This window comes from Streptomyces huiliensis (assembly GCF_020037025.1).
GTDB classification, from domain to species: Bacteria; Actinomycetota; Actinomycetes; order Streptomycetales; family Streptomycetaceae; genus Streptomyces; species Streptomyces huiliensis.
In genome coordinates, this window is record NZ_JAIQLH010000008.1 from 88,446 (window position 1) to 105,916 (window position 17,471).

A 17,471-nucleotide genomic window follows, 5' to 3' on the forward strand; every position below is an offset into this window, starting at 1 on the left:
CCGCAGCGCTCCCGCGCTATGCGGAGGTTTCGCGTCAATAACGGGCGCGACAGCGGCAATTGTCCCGGGCAAGCGGAAATGGGCGTGGGAAAACGGCGCCGCGACGTAGTGGCGGCACCACCCTCAGTGCACGTGCATCTGCTCGTGCCGGGGAATGTGAACCGCGGCTATGATCCGAAGAAGTTGCCATCCCCGTAAACGAATGGGGATGCCCCCTGCGGCGATCCGGGAGACTCCAGTGCCACACGTCTACAACGGCATGGTTGCATCGGGCATCGACGGGGTCGTCTGGAGGAAGAGCCGGCACTCCAACTCTCAGGGCTCCTGCGTGGAGTTCGCGAAGTTGCCGGGTGGCGGGGTTGCCGTTCGCAACTCCCGCCACCCGGATGGCCCCGCTCTCATCTACACCCCCGCGGAGATCGAGGCCATGCTCTTGGGCGTCAAGGACGGTGAATTCGACTACCTGGTGGGCGAGTGACCGCGGAATGCGGTTATTCGCGCGGCAGCCGGAACAGCGCCCAGACGACCTTGCCGTGCAGTGCGCCCGCCAGGGGGTGCCAGCCCCAGGCGTCGCTGAACGAATCCACCAGCAGCAGTCCGCGCCCGTGCTCGTCGCCGGGGGCCGCCACCCCCGCGAGCGGCCCCTCCTCACTCGGATCGCGTACCGCGCATACCAACCGCGTGGTCCACCGCATGAGATGCAGACGTACGGGTGGCTCGTACCCTCCGTCGACGCGACCGGTCGGTACGGCGTAGCGCAGGGAATTGGTCACCAGTTCGGAGACCACCAGCGCAACGTTGTCGAAGACGTGCTGGACCCCCCACTGCGACAGAGTGGCTCCGGTGAACCGCCGGGCGGTGCGGACGGCCTCGAAGCGTGGCGGCAAGGCACAGGAAGCGGAGTTCGACACCGCGGATGAGTCGAACCGGGGCAGCCCCCGCCAGACGGGGGAGAGCACAGTCGATCCTTCGGTACCCATCCGAGGCACTCCTGCAATCGTGGACGTGACGTGCACGTGTGCGTGCTCCATCGTTCCCAATGCGCAGGGCGGATGCAAGGGCAGATGCACGTGCACGTGGGGGATTTGGGGGCGCACCTGAGGATTGGTGAGCAATTATTCCTACGCCCCCCGCCGTAGCACACCGGTCGATGGCCGGTATCCGTAACCGGGTGTGCACACAACGGAGCCCGGTGGTGGCAGACTTCGGCGCCGGGGGTAGCGGGGGTCACCCTCGGAAGGGTGAGCGGAACGGCGGACAGGCAGGCCGGACCAGACCGGAAGGAAGGGTCGACGAGATGACCACGAGCGAGTCGAGCGGTTCCGTGGTACGCCGCATCCTCCTCGGCTCCCAGCTGAGGAAACTGCGCGAGTCCCGGGGGATCACCCGCGAGGCGGCCGGGTACTCGATCCGCGCGTCCGAGTCGAAGATCAGCCGCATGGAGCTCGGCAGGGTGAGCTTCAAGACGCGGGACGTGGAGGACCTGCTCACCCTCTACGGCATCACGCGGGAGAGTGAACGGGAGGCGCTGCTCGGCCTGGCAAGGGAGGCCAACGTCGCGGGCTGGTGGCACAGCTACGGCGACGTGCTGCCCAGCTGGTTCCAGACCTACGTCGGCCTGGAGGGCGCCGCCTCGCACATCGGGATCTACGAGGTGCAGTTCGTCCACGGCCTGCTCCAGACCGAGGGCTACGCGCACGCCGTCGTGGTCCGGGGCCAGCCCGGGGCCGACACCGCCGAGGTGGAACGCCGGGTGTCGCTGCGCATGGAGCGGCAGAAGCTGCTGTTCTCCGAACGGGCGCCGCACTTCCACGCCGTCCTCGACGAGGCCGCGCTGCACCGCCCGTACGGCGACGCGGACGTGATGCGCGGGCAGCTCCAGCACCTCATCGACCTCTCCGAACAGCCCAACGTGACCCTCCAGGTGATGCCCTTCCGGCACGGTGGTCACGCTGGTGAGAGCGGGGCGTTCACCGTGCTCCGCTTCCCCGAGTCGGACCTGCCGGACGTGGTGTACCTGGAGCACCTCACGGGCGCGCTCTACCTGGACAAGCCGGAGGAGGTCGCCCAGTACGAACGCGTCATGGGCCGGCTGCGCGCGGACAGCCTCTCCCCGTCGGGAACGCGCGACCTCATGCGGCGCCTGCTCCAACTCGCCTAGCTCGTCAGTACGATGACCGGCAATCAGCAAGTCTGAACCAGCTCGGCCGGACGGCCGGGCTCCGGCAGACAGGGATGACGCATGTCGTACTCCTCCGCGTTCAGGGATCTCGCGTGCCAGTACATCGACGGCCGGTGGCGGCCGGGGACGGGCTCGTGGGACATCGTCGACTTCAACCCGTACGACGGGGAGAAGCTCGCCTCCATCACGGTGGCCGGCGTGGACGAGGTCGACGAGGCGTACCGGGCGGCCGAGCGCGCGCAGGTGGCGTGGGGGAACACCAACCCGTACACCCGGCGGCTGGTCTTCGAGCGGGCGCTGCGGATCATCGACGACCACGAGGACGAACTGACCTCGGTGATCATGGCGGAGTGCGGCGGGACGGCGCTGAAGGCCGCCTTCGAGCTCCACCTGGCGCGCGAGTTCCTGCGGGACGCCGTCCAGCTCGCGCTGCGGCCCGAGGGCCGCATTCTGCCCTCGCCGGACGACACCCGCGAGAACCGCCTCTACCGGGTGCCGGTCGGGGTGGTCGGCGTGATCAGCCCGTTCAACTTCCCGTTCCTGCTGTCGCTGAAGTCCGTGGCGCCCGCCCTGGCGCTCGGCAACGCGGTGGTGCTCAAGCCGCACCAGAACACGCCCGTCTGCGGCGGCGGGCTGCTCGCCAAGGTGTTGGAGGACGCGGGGCTGCCGCCCGGCGTGCTGAACGTCCTGGTCACCGACATCGCGGAGATCGGGGACGCGCTCATCGAGCACCCGGTGCCCAAGGTGCTCTCGTTCACCGGCTCCGACAAGGTCGGCCGGCATGTGGCGACCGTGGCCGCCGGGCACTTCAAGCGGGTGGTGCTCGAACTGGGCGGCAACAGCGCGCTGGTCGTCCTCGACGACGCGGACGTCGACTACGCGGTGGACGCGGCGGTCTTCAGCCGGTTCATCCACCAGGGGCAGGTCTGCATGGCCGCGAACCGGGTGCTCGTGGACCGTTCCGTGGCGGACGAGTTCACGGAGAAGTTCGTGGCGAGAGTGAAGTCCCTCAAGGTCGGCGACCCGGCCGATCCCGCCACGCACATCGGCCCCCTCATCAACTCCGGTCAGGCGGAGGCCGTCACGTCCCTCGTGGACCAGACCGTCGCGGAGGGAGCGACCGCCCTCGTCCGCGGCCGTACCGTCGGCACCCTGGTCGAGCCGACCGTCCTCACCGACCTCCCCGAGGGCTCCGCAGTCCTCCGGCAGGAGATCTTCGGCCCCGTCGCGCTGATCATCCCCTTCTCCGGCGAGGAGGAGGCCGTGAAGATCGCCAACGCCACCCCCTACGGGCTGAGCGGCGCCGTCCACACGGGCGACGTCGAACGCGGCGTCCGCTTCGCCAAGCGGGTGGAGACCGGGATGATGCACGTCAACGACGGCACCGTGCACGACGAGGCGATCGTGCCGTTCGGCGGCGAGAAGCACTCGGGCCTCGGGCGGCTCAACGGCGACGCCATGGTGGACGCCTTCACGACGACGAAGTGGATCTCCGTCCAGCACGGGCGCAGCACGTTCCCGTTCTGAGGATCCTCCCTCCGGCCGCAGTAGGTCAGCCAATGACCTACTGCGGTCCTACTGTTGGCCCGTCAGCAAGAAGCGACGGAAGGAACGGCGGAGTCCTATGCCTACTCATGTGATCGAGAAGGATGTCAGTGACGAGCGGGGAACCCTGCTGGCCTTCCTGGACGCCCAGCGCGGCGGCATCCGCCGGGCGTTCCTCGGCCTGTCGGACGAGCAGGTCCGCTCGCGCCCCAGCGCCAGCGAGATGTCCCTGATCGGCCTGCTCAAGCACGTCATGCACGCGGAGCGCAACTGGCTGGAACTCGCGAGCGGCACGAGCCCCGACATCGACGCCGCCGAGGCGGAGAAGCGCTTCGTGGCGGCCTGGCACCCGGACGAGAGCGAGACCGCCCCCGCCCTCCTCGCCGCCTGGCGGGAACAGGCCGCCGAGGTGGAACGTTTCGTCCGCGCCCTGCCCACCCTGGAGGACACCTTCGCCCTCCCGCCGGCCCCCTGGTTCCCCAAGGACGCCCGGGTGTCGATGCGCTGGCTGCTGCTGCACCTGATCGAGGAGATCGGCCGGCACGCCGGGCACGCGGACATCATCCGCGAGTCGATCGACGGCAAGACCGCGTTCGTCCTCGTCGACGAGGAGTACGCCCAGGCGGGCTGACGGGCCGCCCGCTCCCGGTCTCCGCCTGACCTGGGGCGTCAGGTCGGGCGGAGAGGCGCCGCGCCGAGTACGGGCGGGCGTCAGGGCTCAGACGTCGATCAGGGAGCGGAGGTCGACCTCTACGGGGAAGGGCCGGTCGGTCTTGAGGACGCCGGTGTGGATGGCCTGGTCGGGCCGAGGGACGTAGCAGTCGACCTCGCGGTGCTTCCAGAACTCGTACACCACCGGTGACTCCTCCTCGTCGCGCTCCACGCGCCAGTAGGAGTCGATGCCCGCGCCGCTGTACACGGCGGGCTTGTAGAGACGGTCCTCGGAGGCGGAGCCGGGCGACACCACTTCCACGGCGAGTACGACCTTCTCCGCCGGGATGCAGTCCACCGTGGCGATGTCGAGACCGGTCTTGTCGAAGACGACGATGTCCGGTTTGGGGACGTTCTTGCGGTCGATGAAGATCGACTGCTCACTGTTGACCATCAGGTTCGCCGGTCTGCTGCCTCGCAGGCGGTAGTACAGCTCGTCCCGCACGGTGTTGTGCCACCACTTCGCCGCCCCTCGTACCACGATCTTCCCGCCCAGTAGTTCCCAGTCGAACGGCAGGACCAGTTCCTCCACCTGTGCGTACGTCCAGCCGTCGGCCGGCGGGTACATCCAGTTCTCGGGCGTGGCCTGCTCGTCCTGTCGGCTGGCTCCTGAGGCCATCACTGCTCCCATGGCGGAGATCGTGGCGGGTGCTCGGCACGTCCTTCCCGCCTCCGACCGTAGCGCCACCCGTGCGGGTGGCGCCGGACCGTTTTTCCTCGTCACGCAGACCTTTTCCCGGCTACGCGCCGCTCGGACCGCGGGGCGGCCGCGGGGTGCCTCACGAGTGCGGTGCGATCACCACCGCCGTGCCGTACGCGCACACCTCCGTGCCGACGTCCGCGGCTTCCGTGACGTCGAAGCGGAACATCAGCACCGCGTTGGCGCCCCGGGCCCTGGCCTGCTCGACCAGGCGCTCCATGGCCTGGTTGCGGGTCTGGACGAGGGTCTTGGTGAGGCCCTTGAGCTCGCCGCCGATCAGTGACTTCAGGCCGGCGCCGATCTGGCTGCCGACGTGCCGCGACCGCACGGTGAGGCCGAAGACCTCACCGATGACGCGCTCGACCCGGTATCCGGGCACGTCGTTCGTCGTGACCACGAGCACATCGGCCTGCTCGTGCTGACCGCCGCCATACTCGTCGATCCCCATGCCTGCCCACTTTCCTCGGTTCGGTCCGTACGGAAATTCTTCCGCCTGACGAGCGGGACGCACCCCAGTGCCGCCGGGTTGCCCCGACCGGGGGACGCGCGCGGCACGGGCGGGGGCGCGGCCCGGGCGGGGCGAGCGGGGGAGTGCGGGCGGAGGCGCCTGGAACCGGGGGGCTCCCGGTCGCGTTGCTACCGTTGAGCGGCACGCCTTCTCCCCCCGCCTGTGCCCGGGCCTCGCACGAGCCTGCGCCCACGACCCAGGAGCCTGTCACCGTGACCCCCGTGACCAACCTCGCGCTCGGCCCCCAGTGGCTGGACGCGGACTACCTGATCGGCCAGTTCGGCCTGCTCGGTGTGTTGGCGATCGTCTTCGCCGAGTCCGGCCTGCTGATCGGTTTCTTCCTCCCGGGCGACTCGCTCCTCTTCACCACGGGCCTCCTGGTGACCACCGGCAAGCTGGACGACTACCCCCTGTGGGTGGTGTGCGTCCTGGTCGTGCTTGCGGCGGTCCTCGGCGACCAGGCGGGCTACCTCTTCGGGCGGAAGGTGGGCCCCGCCCTCTTCCGACGCCCGGACTCCAGGCTCTTCAAGCAGGAGAACGTCGAGAAGGCGCACGAGTTCTTCGAGAAGTACGGGCCGAAGTCGCTGGTCCTGGCCCGGTTCGTGCCGATCATCCGTACCTTCACGCCGATCATCGCCGGTGTGAGCCGGATGAACTACCGCTCCTTCCTGATCTTCAACATCATCGGCGGCACCCTGTGGGGCGCCGGCGTGACGCTGCTGGGCGCGGTGCTCGGCAAGATCGAGTTCGTGCGGACCAACATCGAGATGATGCTGGTCGCGATCGTGCTGATCTCCGTGGTGCCGGTGGCCATCGAGCTGCTGCGCGCCCGGTCCAAGTCCCGCAAGGACGGTCCGGCGCCCGACGCCGGCGGGGTGCCCAGCGGGCCCCAGCCGCCCCGCGAGTACACGCAGGTGCCGCCGCACTACCAGGACGTCCAGCCGTACCCGCTGCAGCAGCCGGAGCAGGGGCGGTCCGCGCGGCGGCAGTCCGGAAAGCGGCAGGCAGGGAAGCCGCAGGCCGGGAAGGAACAGGCCGGGAAGCGGCAGCCCGCGCCGCAGCCGGGGCAGGCGCCGCGGCCCGGGCCGGGGCAGGACGACACCCGTGACGCGCGGCGGCCGGAGGCGGGCGGGCCCCCGCAGGCCGCTTCGTACCCGCAGCCGGGCCAGTACCCGCAGCCGAACCCGTACCCGCAGCACCCTCAGCACCCGCAGACGGCGGGGCACCCGCAGCCTCCGCAGGCCGGGCAGTACCCCTACGTCGCGCCGGTCCCGCAGACGTCGCCGGCCCCGCAGAGCCCGCAGCACCTCCAGAACCCTCAGAACCCTCAGAACCCTCAGAACCCCTCCTACTCCCCGTACCCCCAGGCCGCACAGCACCCCCAGCACCCCCAGCAGCCTCCGTACCCGCAGCAGCCGCTCTACGGCGGGCAGCCGCAGCCCGCGGACGACCCCGGGTACTCCCCGTACCTCCAGCCCCCGCAGGGCCCGCAGGAGCCGTACGACCCACAGGGCGCGCAGGACCCGCACGACCCGCAGGACCCGCAGCGCGGTCACCGCGGACGGCACGCGCGCCGCTGACGTCCGCCTGCCGCCCCTTCTGCCGCCCTTCCCGCCGTCACCCCGCTCGTCCACCGGCGCGGGGTACTTCACCCACAGGGCCACGCGAAGTTCACACGCGTCTCGCCACCCCCACTGGGCACTCGCACTCCTGATCGGGCATGGTTGACCTGGGCAGGAGGCGTGGAGGAGCGCGTGGTGGCTGATCAGCAGCGGGGCGGCGGCCCACCGGATCCCGGCGAGGACCGCAAACCGCAGAGCGACGAGGCGCGCAGCGCGTTCACCCCGCCCCTCGGCGTGCCGCTGCCGACGCCGCCGGAGGACGAGCACCCGACCTCGGAGTTCGCCGTCCCCGAAGGCGTGGCCGAACCGGAGGACCGGCGTCCGGAGGGTTCGGCCTTCAGCCGGCCCGCCTCCCTCTCGTACCCGGAGATCACCCCGCCGCTCGGCACCCCCCTCGTCAGCCTCACCAAGGACGCGCCCTGGCAGGACCGGATGCGGACCATGGTCCGGATGCCGGTCGGCGAGCGGCCGCTGCCGGAGCGCGCGGTCAAGGAGGAGGAGACCGGGCCCGCCGTCCCCCGCGTGCTCGACCTGACCCTGCGCATCGGCGAGCTGCTGCTCGCGGGTGGCGAGGGCGCCGAGGACGTCGAGGCGGCGATGTACGGCGTCGCGCACGCCTACGGGCTGCACCGGTGCGAGCCCAACGCGACCTTCACCCTGCTGTCCGTCAGCTACCAGCCGTCCCTCGTGGACGATCCCGTCACCGCCAGTCGCACCGTACGCAGGCGTGGCACGGACTACACCCGTCTCTCGGCCGTCTTCCGGCTCGTCCACGAGATCACGTCCCAGGGGCTCACCCTGGAGGAGGCGTACCGCGGCCTCGCCGAGATCCGCCGCAACCGACACCCGTACCCCGGCTGGGGCCTGACCCTGTCCGCCGGGCTGCTCGCCGGCGCGGCGTCCATGCTGGTCGGCGGCGGGGTCGTGGTGTTCCTGGCGGCGGCGGTCGGAGCCATGCTGGGCGACCGGCTGGCGTGGCTCGCCTCGGGGCGCGGACTGCCGGAGTTCTACCAGTTCGTGGTGGCCGCGATGCCGCCGGCGGCGATGGGCGTGGCGCTCAGCACCGCCACCGACTACGTCCACGTGCAGGCCTCCGCCGTGATCACCGGCGGGCTGTTCGCGCTGATCCCCGGACGGGCGCTGGTCGCGGGCGTCCAGGACGGCCTGACCGGCTTCTACATCACCGCCTCGGCGCGGCTGCTGGAAGTGGGCTACCTGATCGTCGGCATCGTCTGCGGCGTGATGATGGTGCTCTACGGCGGCGTGCGGGTCGGCGGTACCACGCTCGACCCGGAGGCGGCGCTCCAGCGCCAGGAACGGCCCGTCGTGCAGATCATCGCGGCGATGCTGCTGGCCTTCTCGTTCGCCGTGCTGCTCCAGCAGGAACGTCACACCGTGCTGTACGCGACGCTCAACGGCGGCGTCGCCTGGGTGGTCTACGGGGCGCTCGCCGACACCGGCGGCCTCGACCCGGTGCCCGCCACGGCCATCGCCGCCGGGCTGGTGGGCCTCTTCGGGCAGCTGCTCTCGCGCTACCAGTACACGTCGGCGCTGCCGTACGTCACGGCGGCGATCGGGCCGCTGCTGCCCGGTAGCGCGGTGTACTTCGCGCTGCTGAACTTCGCCCAGAACAAGCTCGACACCGGCATGGCCAGCCTCACCAAGGCGGCCGCGCTGGCCCTGGCCATCGCCATCGGGGTGAACCTGGGGTCCGAGGTGGCCCGGATGTTCCTCGTGGTGCCGGGCGCCGCGGCGTCCCGGCGCGCGGCGAAGCGGACGCGCGGCTTCTGACCGCCGGAAAAGCGGAACGGGGCCGGAACGCGGACGCGCGGCCGCCGAGGAGCCCCTCAGGGGCCCTCAGGAGCCGCGCGTTCCGTTCGGCGCGTCAGATCATCACGGATCAGTGGTGGGAGCCGCCCGCGGCCTCCAGGCGCTTGTAGGACGCCTCGATCTCGGCCTCGGCCTCCGCGCGGCCGACCCACTCGGCGCCCTCGACCGACTTGCCCGGCTCCAGGTCCTTGTAGACCTCGAAGAAGTGCTGGATCTCCAGGCGGTCGAACTCCGACACGTGGTGGATGTCGCGCAGGTGCTCGACGCGCGGGTCGTTGGCCGGGACGCAGAGCAGCTTGTCGTCGCCGCCCGCCTCGTCCGTCATGCGGAACATGCCGATGGCGCGGCAGGTGATGAGGCAGCCCGGGAAGGTGGGCTCGTCCAGGATGACAAGGGCGTCCAGCGGGTCGCCGTCCTCGCCGAGGGTGTTCTCGACGAAGCCGTAGTCGGCGGGGTAGCTGGTGGAGGTGAAGAGACGGCGGTCCAGACGGATGCGACCGGTCTCGTGGTCCACCTCGTACTTGTTCCGCGAACCCTTCGGAATCTCGATGGTGACGTCGAACTCCACGAGTGGCTCCTTCATGATCAACACATACGTCTGGTGGTTAAGTGTCCCCTACGCAGGTGTGTGGTGGCGAAAGGGGCTGGTCCGTCATGCCCGGGAGCGTCCGTCGGCAGGCCCGGTGGTGGCCCGCCGCCCTGCCTCCGCGGTCCGGTACCGGGCGGTTCACCGCGGTCTCCACGGCGGTGGGACTGCTGGCCGCGGCCGGGGCGGTGGCGGTCGCCGGGCCCTGGGACGGCGGACAGCGTACGGCCGAACGGGTCCGCGCCGCAGCCGCCGACCGGGCGGCTTCCGTCCGGGGCGTCCCCTACGGGTCCTCCCGGGCCGGGCCCGTACTCGCCGGGGTGTCCGGGCTGTCCACGGGTCCCGCCGCGGCGGGCGCGGCCAGCCTCGCCGCCGCGCTGGAACCGCTGCTCGCCGACGAGGCGCTGGGCCCCCGCGTCTCGGCGTCCGTCGTCGACGTGGCCACCGGCGAGCGGCTGGTCGGGGCGAACGAGGCAGCGGCGGTCACTCCCGCCTCCACCGTCAAACTCGCCACTTCCCTCGCGGCCCTCTCGGCGCTCGGCGCGGATCACCGCATCGAGACCGCGGTGACGCTCGCGTCCGACGGGATCGTGCTCGTCGGCGGCGGCGACCCCACCCTCACCGCCCGCCCCGCCGCTCCCGGCCGGGAGGCCGCCGGCCTGCCGGCCCTGGCCGACGCGACGGCCCGTGCCCTCAAGGCCCTCGGTACCGGCCACACGGCGCTCCGGTACGACGTCTCCCGCTACTCCGGGCCCGTACCGCACCCGATCGGCCCCAACGAGAACCTCGCGCCGGTCAGCGCCCTCATGGTGGACGAGGGCCGGCTGGACGACAGCGACCACGGCCCTGCGGACCGTACGGCCGACCCCGCCGGGGACGCCGCACGGAAGTTCGCCGCCCTGCTGGGGGAGCGGGGCGTACGCGTCGAGGGCGAGCCCGCCGAGGGGCGCTCGCCCGCCGGCGCCCGGCGGCTGGCCGCCGTCTCCTCCGCCCCGCTCTCCGACCTCGTCGAGCGGGCCCTGACCCACAGCGACAACGACATCGCCGAGGCGCTGGCCCGGCAGACCGCCCTCGCCGACGGGCAGCCGGCGAGCTTCGAGGGGGCGGGGCGGGCGGTGGCCGCGCGGCTGGCGCGGCTCGGCCTGCCGACGGCCGGTGCGCACTTCGCCGACGGGAGCGGCCTCGACCGGGCGGACCGGGTGTCCGCCGATCTCCTGGCCCGGCTCTTGGCCCGCGCCGGCGATCGGGGGTCTCCTGAGCTGCGTTCGGTGCTTACCGGGTTGCCGGTGGCGGGGTTCAACGGGACGCTTCAGGGGCGCGTGGCCGGTGGCCGGGGGGTGGTGCGGGCCAAGACCGGCACTCTCTCCGGGGTGAACGCGCTGGCCGGGACGGCGGTTACGGGGAGCGGACGGTTGCTGGCGTTCGCTTTCCTGGCGGACGCGACGTCGGATCCGGAGGAGGCTCCGCGGGCACTGGACGCGTTGGCGGCGGCGGTGGCCGCCGCCAGGTGAGGTGCCCCGGCCCCACCCTTTCACCGTTTCTTGCGGGGACAAGCCCCCGCACCCCCGAAACCGCGCTCCGCGCGGTCGTCCTCAAACGCCGGACGGGCTGACCCAGCCCGTCCGGGGCACCCTCCGCCCCCCTCCGCAACCGCGCCGCACCACGTACCGTGAACCCATGACGAGCATCGGTGGTGCGGAGATGGTCGACTGGAAGCTCGCGGTGGCGACCGCGACGCGGCTCGTGCGGCCGGGGCCGGAGGTGAGCCGGGACGAGGCCCGCGCGGTGGTCGCGGAGTTGCGGCGGCACGCCAAGGCGTCGGAGGAGCACGTCCGGGAGTTCACCGGGATGACACCGGCGGGCGCGGGAGCGGACACCCCGGTGCTGGTGGTGGACCGGGCGGGCTGGATCCGGGCGAACGTCGCCGGGTTCCGGGCGGTGCTCGGGCCGCTGCTGGAGAAGATGGAGAAGCGGCGGGGCGGCCTGCCGGGCGGCGCCGTGCTGGGCGCGGTCGGCGGCAAGGTCACCGGCGTGGAGCTGGGCATGCTGCTGTCGTTCCTGGCCTCGCGGGTGCTGGGCCAGTACGAGACGTTCGCGCCGGCCACCCGGGAGCTGCCGGGCGGGGCGGGCGGCGGCCGGCTGCTGCTGGTGGCGCCGAACATCGTGCACGTGGAGCGCGAACTGGAGGTCGACCCGCACGACTTCCGGCTGTGGGTGTGCCTGCACGAGGAGACGCACCGCACCCAGTTCACGGGCGTGCCGTGGCTGCGCGACCACATCGAGGGCGAGGTCCAGGCGTTCCTCGCCGAGACCGACATCGATCCCGCCACCCTGCTGGAGCGGCTCCGCGAGGCGCTCCAGGCGCTGGCCGGCGGGCGCCCGCCGGAGGACGCGGAGGAGCGGGGCGCGCGCAGCATCGTCGAGTTGGTGCAGACTCCGGCCCAGCGGGAGGTGCTGGGGCGGCTGACGGCGGTGATGTCCCTGCTGGAGGGGCACGCGGACTACGTCATGGACGGGGTGGGCCCGCGGGTCGTGCCGTCCGTCACCGAGATCCGCGAGAAGTTCCAGCAGCGGCGGGCCAGTGGCGCGGGCCGGCTGGACCAGGCGCTGCGCAAGCTGCTGGGACTGGACGCCAAACTGCGGCAGTACCGTGATGGCGAGCGGTTCGTCCGGGCGGTGGTGGACCAGGTCGGCATGGAGGGCTTCAACAAGGTCTGGACCTCGCCGAACACCCTGCCGACCAAGGCCGAGATCGCCAAACCCACGGACTGGGTCGCGCGGGTGCACAGCCGCGCCGACGGGTGACGGCGTCACGCCCCTGACGGACGAACGCTCCCGTAATCACCCGTCCGAGGGACCGTGTGCCAGGGGTGGGCGTGCGATGCTCGGGTAAAGGCTCGTCTCTGTCACCATCTACGCACACAGCGTGACGGCGCAGCCCGCACGTCCCCACAACCCCTTCCCGTCAGCTCCTCGTTGGAACGATTGGACACTCGGACATGGGTCCACACCCCGCGGTCGCGGCGATACGCCTGGCGGTCCGCCGCGTTCTCCACGACGTCCTCACCCTCGCTCCGTCCGAAACCGCAACCGCGAGCGCCTCCGGCGGTTCCAGGCCCCCGCTCGTCCTGGCCGCCTGCTCCGGCGGCGCCGACTCCATGGCGCTCGCCTCCGCCCTCGCCTTCGAGGCCCCCCGGCTCGGCCTCCGCGCCGGCGGCGTCACCGTCGACCACGGCCTCCAGGAGGGCTCCGACCTCCGCGCCGCCGAGGTGGTGAGCCGCCTCCTCGCCCTCGGCCTCGACCCCGTCGAGGCGCTCCCCGTGACCGTCGGCCGGGAGGGCGGCCCGGAGGCCGCCGCCCGTGACGCCCGCTACGCCGCCCTGGACGAGGCCGCCGAACGCCACGGCGCCGCGGCCGTGCTCCTCGGCCACACCCGGGACGACCAGGCCGAGACCGTGCTCCTGGGCCTCGCCCGCGGCTCCGGCACCCGCTCGCTGTCCGGGATGGCCGTGGCCTCCGGGGTCGGGGGCCGCTACCGCAGGCCGTTCCTGGAGTTGGACCGGCAGACCGCCCGCAAGGCGTGCCTGGTGCAGTCGCTGCCGGTCTGGGACGACCCGCACAACGTCGACCCGGCCTACACCCGCTCCCGGGTCCGCCACGAGGCCCTGCCGGTCCTGGAGAAGGCGCTCGGCAAGGGCGTCGTCGAGGCCCTGGCCCGGACCGCCCAGCTCTCCCGGGACGACGCGGACGCCCTCGACTCCTGGGCCGTCGCCGTGGAGCCGTCCGTCCGGGACGACACGGGCGCCCTGGAGGTCGCCAAGCTCTACGCGCTGCCCCCCGCCGTCCGCCGCCGGGTGCTGCGCCGGGCGGCCATCGAGGCCGGTTCCCCGGCCGGTTCCCTCTTCGCCCGGCACATCGAGGAGGTCGACCGGCTGATCACCGGCTGGCGCGGTCAGCGGGCCATCAACCTCCCCGGGCGCGTCGCGGTTCGCCGGCATGGTGGCAGACTGGTCCTTCGGCAGGGCTGAATCGAACGACCGTGAGTGACCGCGGGCAGGCCCGGCCGGACCCTGGCCGGGCGGCAGGCGCCCGGACGGCCGGATGAGCCCCAATCGAACGAGAGTGGCGCGGGTGGACGAGAAGGACATGGGCACCGACCTCAAGTCGGTGCTCATCACCAAGGAAGAGATCGACGCGAAGCTGGCCGAGCTGGCCGCGAAGATCGACGCGGAGTACGCGGGCAAGGACCTGCTCATCGTCGGTGTCCTCAAGGGCGCCGTGATGGTGATGGCGGACCTGGCGCGCGCGCTGTCCAACCCCGTCACCATGGACTGGATGGCCGTGTCCTCCTACGGCGCGGGCACCCAGTCCTCCGGCGTGGTCCGCATCCTCAAGGACCTCGACACCGACATCAAGGGCAAGCACGTCCTGATCGTCGAGGACATCATCGACTCCGGCCTGACCCTGTCGTGGCTGCTGTCGAACCTCGGCTCCCGCGAGCCGGCGTCCCTGAACGTCGTCACCCTGCTGCGCAAGCCGGAGGCGGCCAAGGTCGCCATCGACGTGAAGTGGGTCGGCTTCGACATCCCGAACGAGTTCGTCGTCGGTTACGGTCTCGACTTCGCGGAGAAGTACCGCAACCTGCCCTTCGTGGGCACCCTCGCGCCGCACGTCTACGGCGGCTGACCCTCCCCGACCTGGGAGGACGGTATTGCCCCCGAAGGGCCCGGCGATTGCCGGGCCACCGGGAACCCCTCACGGTTTTCCGCCGTTGGAGGAGGGGAAGACGGATTTGTTGACCGTCTGCGGCGGCGTCGGGTGACAATGCTGGGGTACCGTCCGAAGGTCAGTCTTTTCAAGCATTCTTTAGCAAGCACTGCAAGGTCGAGCAGAACACCGTACGCACAGGCACCCCGATCGAGGGGCACCGTGCCTCACTGTGGCAGGAGGGACGGGGCGCTCGCGCCCCGTATGGATGGACGTGAAGCGCTACTTCCGTGGGCCGGTCATGTGGATCGTGCTGGCCGTCCTCGCCGTGGTCGTGTTGATGCAGGTCGTCGGCTCGTCCGGCGGCTACAAGTCGGTGGACACCAGTCAGGTCGTCGCGGCCATCCGTGACAACAGGGTGAAATCGGCCGAGCTGACCACGGGCGACGAAAACAAGATCAAGGTCGAGCTCAAGAGCGGCCAGAAGATCAAGGGCAGCGGCAAGGTCCAGGCGAACTACATCGGCGACCAGGGCGTCCAGCTGTCCGCGATGCTCCAGAAGGCCGTCGACCAGAAGGACAAGGACGTCCTGCCCGAGGGCTACAACGTGGCGACGTCCAAGCAGAACCCCTTCATCGGGGTGCTGCTGTCCCTGCTGCCCTTCGTCCTCATCGTCGTCGTCTTCCTGTTCCTGATGAATCAGATGCAGGGCGGCGGCTCCCGGGTGATGAACTTCGGGAAGTCCAAGGCCAAGCTGATCACCAAGGACACCCCGAAGACGACCTTCGCCGACGTGGCCGGGTCCGACGAGGCCGTCGAGGAGCTCCACGAGATCAAGGAGTTCCTGCAGGAGCCCGCAAAGTTCCAGGCCGTCGGCGCCAAGATCCCCAAGGGCGTGCTGCTCTACGGCCCGCCCGGTACCGGCAAGACGCTGCTCGCGCGTGCCGTCGCGGGCGAGGCGGGCGTCCCGTTCTACTCGATCTCCGGCTCGGACTTCGTCGAGATGTTCGTCGGTGTCGGCGCCTCCCGGGTCCGCGACCTGTTCGAGCAGGCCAAGGCCAACGCCCCGGCCATCGTCTTCGTCGACGAGATCGACGCCGTCGGCCGGCACCGCGGCGCGGGCCTCGGCGGCGGTCACGACGAGCGCGAGCAGACGCTCAACCAGCTGCTCGTCGAGATGGACGGCTTCGACGTCAAGGGCGGCGTCATCCTGATCGCGGCCACCAACCGGCCCGACATCCTCGACCCGGCGCTGCTGCGCCCGGGCCGTTTCGACCGGCAGATCGCCGTCGACCGCCCCGACATGCAGGGCCGTCTGGAGATCCTCAAGGTCCACCAGAAGGGCAAGCCGGTCGCCCCGGACGTCGACCTCGCGGCCGTCGCCCGCCGTACCCCCGGCTTCACCGGTGCCGATCTCTCCAACGTCCTGAACGAGGCCGCCCTGCTGACGGCCCGCAGCGACAAGAAGCTGATCGACAACCACATGCTGGACGAGGCGATCGACCGCGTCGTGGCCGGCCCGCAGAAGCGGACCCGGATCATGAGCGACAAGGAGAAGAAGATCACCGCGTACCACGAGGGCGGACACGCCCTGGTCGCGGCGGCTTCGCCCAACTCCGACCCGGTCCACAAGATCACGATCCTGTCCCGGGGCCGCGCGCTCGGCTACACCATGGTCCTGCCGGACGAGGACAAGTACTCGACCACGCGCAACGAGATGCTCGACCAGCTGGCCTACATGCTGGGCGGCCGCGCGGCCGAGGAGCTCGTCTTCCACGACCCGACCACGGGTGCCGCGAACGACATCGAGAAGGCCACCGCCACGGCCCGCGCGATGGTCACCCAGTACGGCATGACCGAGCGGCTCGGCGCGATCAAGTTCGGCTCCGACAACTCCGAGCCGTTCCTGGGCCGTGAGATGGCGCACCAGCGCGACTACTCGGAAGAGGTCGCCGCGCTGGTCGACGAAGAGGTCAAGAAGCTCATCGAGACCGCGCACAACGAGGCGTGGGAGATCCTGGTCGAGAACCGCGACGTCCTCGACAACCTCGTTCTGGCGCTCCTGGAGAAGGAGACGCTGAACAAGGAGGAGATCGCCGAGATCTTCAAGCACATCGTGAAGCGCCCGGCCCGCCCGGCGTGGACCGGTTCCTCGCGGCGCACGCCGTCCAGCCGCCCGCCGGTGCTCTCCCCCAAGGAGCTCGCCCCGAGCAGCAACGGCGCCGCCGGTGCCACCGGCGTCGACTCGGTGGAGCTGCCGGAGGACATCCGCCCGGAGTGAGCCGAGCCCCAGGGCCGGAATGGATGCCGCGTCTCCCAGGTTTTAGCCTGGGGGCGCGGCATCGCGCATTCGCGCGCTCCTCCGGCCGGGTGAACGGCCGGGCGAACGGGGGCCGCCGCATGGCGCGTACGCACGAGAGAACGAGGCAACATGATCGATCCGGTGACCCTGGACGGCGAGCGAGCCATCGGGCCGTTCGACGAGAAGCGGGCCGAGCAGGCCGTCCGCGAACTGCTGATCGCCGTCGGGGAGGACCCGGACCGCGAGGGCCTGCGGGAGACCCCGGCCCGTGTCGCGCGCGCCTACAAGGAGATATTCGCCGGCCTGCGGCAGGAGCCGGCCGACGTGCTGACCACCACCTTCGACCTGGGCCACGACGAGATGGTGCTGGTCAGGGACATCGAGGTCTACAGCACCTGCGAGCACCACCTCGTCCCGTTCCACGGCGTCGCCCACATCGGCTACATCCCCGCGACCAGCGGGAAGATCACCGGCCTGTCGAAGCTGGCCCGGCTGGTGGACGTCTACGCGCGCCGTCCGCAGGTGCAGGAGCGGCTCACCACGCAGATCGCGGACTCCCTGGTGGAGATCCTGGAGGCGCGGGGCGTCGTCGTGGTGATCGAGTGCGAGCACATGTGCATGTCGATGCGCGGCATCCGGAAGCCCGGCGCCAAGACGATCACGTCCGCGGTGCGGGGGCAGCTGCGGGACCCGGCGTCCCGCGCGGAGGCGATGAGCCTCATCATGTCGGCGCGCTGAGCCCGGTCGACGGGCCGGGCGCAGAAGACAAGCCGGGAAA

General features: G+C 71.2%; 16 protein-coding genes. 12 read left to right on the top strand and 4 right to left on the bottom strand.

Annotation, left to right across the window (positions count from 1 at the left end):
• The first annotated feature begins 238 nt into the window (after positions 1 to 238).
• Entirely contained in the window at positions 239 to 478 is a 240-nt protein-coding gene (locus JNW98_RS02510; RefSeq protein ID WP_040888156.1) for a DUF397 domain-containing protein, read from the top strand.
• Positions 479 to 491: 13 nt separating this feature from the next.
• Here the strand turns inward: JNW98_RS02510 and JNW98_RS02515 are convergent, their stop codons facing one another.
• The gene (locus JNW98_RS02515; RefSeq protein ID WP_223766372.1) at positions 492 to 980 is read right to left on the bottom strand and encodes an ATP-binding protein; all 489 of its coding nucleotides are present in this window, start codon (positions 978 to 980) and stop codon (positions 492 to 494) included.
• A 317-nt stretch (positions 981 to 1,297) separates the two neighbouring features.
• Here JNW98_RS02515 and JNW98_RS02520 point away from each other — a divergent pair, with 317 nt between their 5' ends.
• From JNW98_RS02520 to JNW98_RS02530, 3 genes are all read left to right on the top strand, one after another.
• Positions 1,298 to 2,161: a Sco1979 family transcriptional regulator gene (locus tag JNW98_RS02520; RefSeq protein ID WP_223766373.1), complete on the top strand. Its 864-nt coding sequence runs from the start codon at positions 1,298 to 1,300 to the stop codon at positions 2,159 to 2,161.
• Between the two features lie 81 nt (positions 2,162 to 2,242).
• A complete protein-coding gene (locus JNW98_RS02525; protein WP_223766374.1) occupies positions 2,243 to 3,709 on the top strand; it encodes an aldehyde dehydrogenase family protein in 1,467 nt (488 codons plus the stop codon).
• A gap of 97 nt (positions 3,710 to 3,806) precedes the next feature.
• On the top strand, positions 3,807 to 4,358 hold the full coding sequence (locus JNW98_RS02530) for a DinB family protein (protein ID WP_223766375.1): 552 nt from the start codon (positions 3,807 to 3,809) through the stop codon (positions 4,356 to 4,358).
• An 87-nt stretch (positions 4,359 to 4,445) separates the two neighbouring features.
• On the opposite strand, the gene JNW98_RS02535 is transcribed toward JNW98_RS02530, so the two are convergent.
• Both JNW98_RS02535 and JNW98_RS02540 read right to left on the bottom strand, forming a co-directional pair.
• On the bottom strand, positions 4,446 to 5,069 hold the full coding sequence (locus JNW98_RS02535; protein ID WP_223766376.1) for a Uma2 family endonuclease: 624 nt from the start codon (positions 5,067 to 5,069) through the stop codon (positions 4,446 to 4,448).
• Positions 5,070 to 5,217: 148 nt separating this feature from the next.
• Positions 5,218 to 5,586, bottom strand: coding sequence for a YbjQ family protein (locus JNW98_RS02540; RefSeq protein WP_004940357.1), 369 nt, complete (start codon positions 5,584 to 5,586; stop codon positions 5,218 to 5,220).
• Between the two features lie 272 nt (positions 5,587 to 5,858).
• Between JNW98_RS02540 and JNW98_RS02545 the strand changes: the two genes are divergently transcribed.
• The gene (locus tag JNW98_RS02545; RefSeq protein WP_308015451.1) at positions 5,859 to 7,226 is read left to right on the top strand and encodes a VTT domain-containing protein; all 1,368 of its coding nucleotides are present in this window, start codon (positions 5,859 to 5,861) and stop codon (positions 7,224 to 7,226) included.
• A 174-nt stretch (positions 7,227 to 7,400) separates the two neighbouring features.
• Positions 7,401 to 9,059: a threonine/serine exporter family protein gene (locus JNW98_RS02550; RefSeq protein WP_372459143.1), complete on the top strand. Its 1,659-nt coding sequence runs from the start codon at positions 7,401 to 7,403 to the stop codon at positions 9,057 to 9,059.
• A gap of 109 nt (positions 9,060 to 9,168) precedes the next feature.
• Here JNW98_RS02550 and JNW98_RS02555 read toward each other — a convergent pair whose 3' ends face one another.
• Positions 9,169 to 9,666, bottom strand: a complete 498-nt coding sequence (locus JNW98_RS02555; protein WP_004940362.1) for an inorganic diphosphatase — start codon at positions 9,664 to 9,666, stop codon at positions 9,169 to 9,171.
• Positions 9,667 to 9,752: 86 nt separating this feature from the next.
• Between JNW98_RS02555 and dacB the strand changes: the two genes are divergently transcribed.
• From dacB to folE, 6 genes are all read left to right on the top strand, one after another.
• The gene (gene dacB / locus JNW98_RS02560) at positions 9,753 to 11,195 is read left to right on the top strand and encodes a D-alanyl-D-alanine carboxypeptidase/D-alanyl-D-alanine endopeptidase (RefSeq protein ID WP_223766378.1); all 1,443 of its coding nucleotides are present in this window, start codon (positions 9,753 to 9,755) and stop codon (positions 11,193 to 11,195) included.
• Positions 11,196 to 11,361: 166 nt separating this feature from the next.
• Positions 11,362 to 12,489, top strand: coding sequence for an Rv3626c family coenzyme F420 biosynthesis-associated protein (locus JNW98_RS02565; RefSeq protein ID WP_223766379.1), 1,128 nt, complete (start codon positions 11,362 to 11,364; stop codon positions 12,487 to 12,489).
• 194 nt (positions 12,490 to 12,683) lie between these two features.
• Positions 12,684 to 13,712 (top strand): tRNA lysidine(34) synthetase TilS, encoded by a 1,029-nt coding sequence (gene tilS, locus JNW98_RS02570; protein WP_223766380.1) that lies wholly within the window; start codon positions 12,684 to 12,686, stop codon positions 13,710 to 13,712.
• Between the two features lie 118 nt (positions 13,713 to 13,830).
• A complete protein-coding gene (hpt, locus tag JNW98_RS02575; protein WP_004940393.1) occupies positions 13,831 to 14,370 on the top strand; it encodes a hypoxanthine phosphoribosyltransferase in 540 nt (179 codons plus the stop codon).
• A 289-nt stretch (positions 14,371 to 14,659) separates the two neighbouring features.
• Positions 14,660 to 16,672, top strand: a complete 2,013-nt coding sequence (ftsH, locus tag JNW98_RS02580; protein WP_223766381.1) for an ATP-dependent zinc metalloprotease FtsH — start codon at positions 14,660 to 14,662, stop codon at positions 16,670 to 16,672.
• Positions 16,673 to 16,822: 150 nt separating this feature from the next.
• Positions 16,823 to 17,431, top strand: coding sequence for a GTP cyclohydrolase I FolE (gene folE / locus JNW98_RS02585; protein ID WP_004940397.1), 609 nt, complete (start codon positions 16,823 to 16,825; stop codon positions 17,429 to 17,431).
• Positions 17,432 to 17,471 lie beyond the last annotated feature (40 nt).